Raw genomic sequence first — 4,879 nt, forward strand, 5'->3', positions numbered from 1 at the left:
CGCCTGTTTCGTCGCGGGTGCCGGTTCGGCCGCCTTCGGCGATGCCGCGGGCGCCGGCGATGCCGCTGGCGCCGGCGTCCGCAGCGCCAGCTTTTCGCTCCGCGGTATCAGCAAGGACCAGAGGATGCCGCCGGCGATGATCGCGAGCGTGATGCTGAGCAGGAAGATCAAGATGTTCTCGCGCCGCCGGCGCGTCCGCTGGAAGGCCGCCGCATCCGGCAGCACGCGATAGACCCGCACCGGATCGGTGATGTTCTTGACCTTGCGGTCGCCGAGCGACTCGTAGCCGCACACCAGCTTGTGCTTGATCTGCTCGTAGATGCCACCGGAGATGAAGACCTGCCCCGGCTCGGCGATCCCTTCAAGGCGCGACGCAACGTTGACGCCGTCGCCATAGATATCGTCGGGCTCGATGATGACGTCGCCGAGATTGACGCCGATCCGGTACTCAATCCAGTAGTCCCTCGGTACCGCCGCGTTGCGGCCGACCAGGTTCTGCTGGATCACGATGCTGCACCTGACGGCTTCGACCGGACTGTCGAACATCGCAATGAAGCCGTCGCCGGTCGTCTTCACCAGCTTGCCGTGATGCTCCACGATGGTCGGCTCGATCAGGTCGCGCTCGATCCGCTTGACGCGGTTGTGCGTGCCCTCCTCATCGAGCTGCATCAGGCGGCTGTAGCCGGCGATGTCGCCTGCGACGATCGCGGCAAGGCGCCGCGGCGTCGGATCACCCGGCGGCCGCTCGTGCCTACCCGACTTGAAGTCGCGAATCTCACCCATGGATCGGTTGGGCTCCAAAAACCGCAAATACAGCGTTGAGGCGCAATTAGCCTCAGCCCCCGAAACCTAAAGGTCTACCCATAAAGAGCCTATCACACTCCTCACCCGGAACAAGTTTGCCAGATATTGTGCGACGCATGAAGTGATGCAGTTCACACAGCGATCAACCTTGCGTGTCCGCGACCAAATATCCCCAACCTCAATTCACCTGCGGTGCCGCCGTCCTGATCTCGCGGGGCAGGATAATGGCCGCCGCAATCGCCAATAGACAGAGCGCGGCGAACGCACGCAGCATGGTGACGAACCCGCCCTGCTCATAGAGCCAGGCGACCAGCCCGACCGAGGCGCCGGCCGCGGTGAAGCCGACGAAATAGCGCACCGCATAGGCGCGCGAGCGCCATTCCTCGCTGGTGTACTTGCCGACCATGGCGTCGTTGACCGTAACCTGGCCGAAGGCGCCCATCACGATGCCGATCGACACCAGGATCAGCGGCAGGTCCGACAGCGTCGCTGCCAGATAGAGGAACGGCGCCAGCATGAAGGACAGTGGCAGCGCCACCGTCTTGAGCGAATGGTGGTCGAGCAATTTGCCGATCGTATACTGCGTCATCGCGCCGAACACATAGACGCTGGCTGCGATCACGCCGAGCAGCGCCGGGCTCCTGGTCAGGTCGGCGAGCCGTTCGGCGAACAGTTTCGGCAGCGCCACCGTCACCGCGTTGAAGGTGGTCGAGATCGCGATCACCACGATCAGGAGCGCCAGGATCACCCGCCACATGTCCTTCTTCGCGACGCGCGCCTGGGCTGCGGCCTGCTTGGTGCCCTTGCGATCCTCATGCACCACGCTGAGCGCGAAGACGATGCCGAGCAGCACGGTGAGGACGCCGGGAATGATGAAGGCGTAGCGCCAGCCGAGATACTGGCCGATCACACCGGTGGCCAGCGCCGAGGAGGCGACGCCGAGATTGCCCCAGACCCCGTTCAGCCCCATCTCGCGACCGAGCTTGTCGGCATAGGACACATGGCGGTGCCAACCGGATGGTAGATCGAGGCGAACACGCCGATCGCGAACAGCGCCGCGCCAAGCTGCAGAGGTGTCTGCACAAAGCCGACCGAGATCATGGACAGGCCGATGCCGATGAAGAAGATCACCATCATATGACGGCGGCTCCAGCGGTCGCCGAGCCAGCCTGTCAGCAGCGAGCCGGCGCCGAAGGCGATGAAGCCCGGGGTGGCGTAAGGCAGCAATTCCGAATAGGCCATGCCGAGCGCCGGACCCATCACGATGACGGCGGCGGCGAAGATCAGCATCGAATAATGGTCAATGAAATGGGCGGCGTTGACGTAGGTGATCACCGGCCGGGGCTGTTCATGCGTTGATCCTGTTTCGATCCCTTTAGAAGTCCTCTTGAGATGTCCCCTTGGGGATTCCTCTTGCTTCCCGAACTAGGTTATAGGGAGTTGTCCTGACGGGATGTCGCCAATGACTGTCGCCGAAACGCCAATTGCCGCGATCTTGCGGGGCCAGCGCGCCACCAGCGACGGCGTGCATCTGGTCGCACGCCACTACCGGCGGGGCGTGCGGCTCGACACCCACATGCACCGCGAATCGCAACTGGTCTACGCCGCCGAGGGCACCATGCAGGTGACGACGCCCAAGGGCCGCTGGCTGGTGCCGCCGGATCGCGCGGTGTGGGTGCCAGCCCTGCTGGAGCATTCGATCGACGTGCTCGCCGACATCCAGATGCGCACGCTGTATTTCGAATTGCCGTGGCTGAAGCGCAACGCGCGCGGCAACAGCCTCGGCTCCGAATTCGTGGTGCGGATATCGCCGCTCTTGCACCAGACCATCCTGGCGCTGTTCGACAGACGGGATGATCACGAGCGAACCGCGCTTCTGCTGCAACTCCTCATGCTGGAACTGGACCAGGCCGAGGATTCCGCGACCTTCATTCCGCTGCCGCAGGAACCGCGCTGCCGGCGCGCCGCCAACATCGTCCTCGCCAATCCCACCACCCCATATGAAATCGAGACGCTAGCGCGCGAGGTCGGCACGTCGGCGCGAACCTTGTCGCGTCTGTTCTCGTCTGAAACGCAGCTCAGTTTCAAGAGCTGGTACCAGCGCGCCCGCATTGCAGCCGCAATCGAACGGTTGTCGACAGAATCTAATGTGTCGATCAAGCAGATCGCCTCCGACCTTGGCTATGCCAGCGTTCCAGCGTTCTCTCACGCCTTCCGTCAGGTGACCGGCAAGACGCCGACAGAATTTGCGGGCAAGGAATGAACGCGAGACTTCATTGGCAAGTCATGACAAAATGGTGTTCTTGATTATAGTCGGCAGGAACCTAAATCCTATGCAAGGTTCGGTGTAACCGGATTCGATCCTTCCCATGGCCAGTGCCTTTTTCTCCGACCTGCTTGCAACGATTTCCGAGCGCGGCCGGACGCTGCTCCGGCGAGGCAATTCGTTGGACGCGAAGCAGGACGCTTCCGAGCTTCTTGAATTGTGCGAAGCGCTGTTGTCGGGCCGCGGCGAAGCCTCCGGCACCGCCTTGGCGCGCGAGGTACTCGACCGCTATCACCATCTCGACGCTGCGGAGCGGCTGGCGTTCTTCCAGACGTTGTCCCGGGATTTCGGCCCTGACCGCGCGAAGCTGATGCAGGCGATCGAGGCCTGGCGCAAGGGTTCCGACGACGGTGAAGCCAGCGAGTTGCATTTTGCCTCCGAGCCGCGCCGGCAGGAACTGATCCGCCGGCTCAACCGCGCGCCGGGCGGCACCAGCGAACTGGTGGCGATGCGTGCGGATCTGCTCAACCTGATGAAAGGCAACAAGGACCTCGAGTCGCTCGATCGCGACGTCACCCATCTGCTCTCTTCTTGGTTCAACAGGGGATTTCTCGTGCTGCGCAGGATAGACTGGTCGACGCCGGCCAATATTCTGGAGAAGATCATTCGCTACGAAGCGGTGCATGAGATCCGCGACTGGAACGACCTGCGCCGCCGCATCGATCCCATCGACCGCCGTTGCTACGCGTTCTTCCATCCCGCGTTGAACGACGAACCGCTGATCTTCGTCGAGGTCGCGCTGACCGAGACGATCCCCGGCGCGATCGCACCGCTGCTTGCCGAGCAGCGCGAGCCGGTAGCGATCGAGCGCGCCCGCACCGCCGTGTTCTATTCGATCTCGAACACCCAGCGCGGGCTCGGCGGGATCTCCTTCGGCAGTTTCCTGATCAAGCAAGTGGTCGAGGAGTTGCGCCGCGAATTGCCGAAGCTCGACACCTTCGTGACGCTGTCGCCGGTGCCGGGCTTCATGCAATGGCTGAGGCAGGCGACCGACGCGCCGCTCTCCGACGAGGACCGGGTGCTGCTCGAAGGCCTCAGCAAGCCCGACTGGTTCGAGAATGCCGAACTGGCGGCGCAGCTCCGCACCGTGCTGGAGCCGCTCGCCGCCTATTATTTCCTGAAGGCGCGGACGCCGAAGGGACGGCTGATCGATTCCGTGGCGCGGTTCCACCTCGGCAACGGCGCACGGCTCGAGCGCATCAACTGGCTCGGCGACCTCGCGCCGAAAGGCTTGCGCGAATCCGCCGGCATCATGGTCAACTATCTCTATCGCCTCGACGATATCGAGAAGAACCACGAAGCCTACGCCAACAATGGCGAGGTGATCGCCTCCAGCGCCGTGAAGAAACTGCTCAAGGGCGAAGGCCGCCGGCTGCTCGAGATGCGGCTGTCGTGACGGGCGCGGCGTGAGCGTCCGCTCCGTAGGGTGGGCAAAGGCGCTCTTCGCGCCGTGCCCACCTTCCAGCACTCCGCTCGTGATGGTGAGCACGCTTACGCCTGTGTTTGTTTGAACAACGGTGCAAGTATGCGCTTTGCCCACCCTACGGCAGTTGCGCGCTTGGCTTGTTCTCTCCCCGTCATTGCGAGCGCAGCGAAGCAATCCATTGCTCCACTTGCCGAGACATGGATTGCTTCGCTGCGCTCGCAATGACGGGGTCAGGTCCTGATTCAAATGTCAAACAGCGGAGAGGATGTGAGTTCGCGTTCTCGCGGCACGAGATGCCCGAGCTTTGCGTCACTTTCCACCCT

3 protein-coding genes and 1 pseudogene are annotated in these 4,879 nt (G+C 63.1%); 2 read left to right on the plus strand and 2 right to left on the minus strand.

The features are described 5' to 3' along the window. Together CWO89_RS40725 and CWO89_RS40730 are read right to left on the minus strand one after the other, a co-directional pair. A partial coding sequence (locus CWO89_RS40725) for an adenylate/guanylate cyclase domain-containing protein (protein WP_130583889.1) occupies positions 1-783 on the minus strand: 783 nt, incomplete at its 3' end. A 199-nt stretch (positions 784-982) separates the two neighbouring features. Further along, positions 983-2,175, minus strand: a pseudogene (locus tag CWO89_RS40730) (MFS transporter). Between the two features lie 91 nt (positions 2,176-2,266). On the opposite strand from CWO89_RS40730, the gene CWO89_RS40735 reads away from it, so the two are divergent. Then, on the plus strand, positions 2,267-3,067 hold the full coding sequence (locus CWO89_RS40735) for an AraC family transcriptional regulator (RefSeq protein WP_165421535.1): 801 nt from the start codon (positions 2,267-2,269) through the stop codon (positions 3,065-3,067). 106 nt (positions 3,068-3,173) lie between these two features. Continuing rightward, a complete protein-coding gene (locus CWO89_RS40740; RefSeq protein WP_130583891.1) occupies positions 3,174-4,526 on the plus strand; it encodes a malonyl-CoA decarboxylase in 1,353 nt (450 codons plus the stop codon). Positions 4,527-4,879: the final 353 nt, after the last annotated feature.

Origin of the sequence: Bradyrhizobium sp. Leo170 (assembly GCF_004296405.1) — a bacterium.
GTDB lineage: Bacteria > Pseudomonadota > Alphaproteobacteria > Rhizobiales > Xanthobacteraceae > Bradyrhizobium.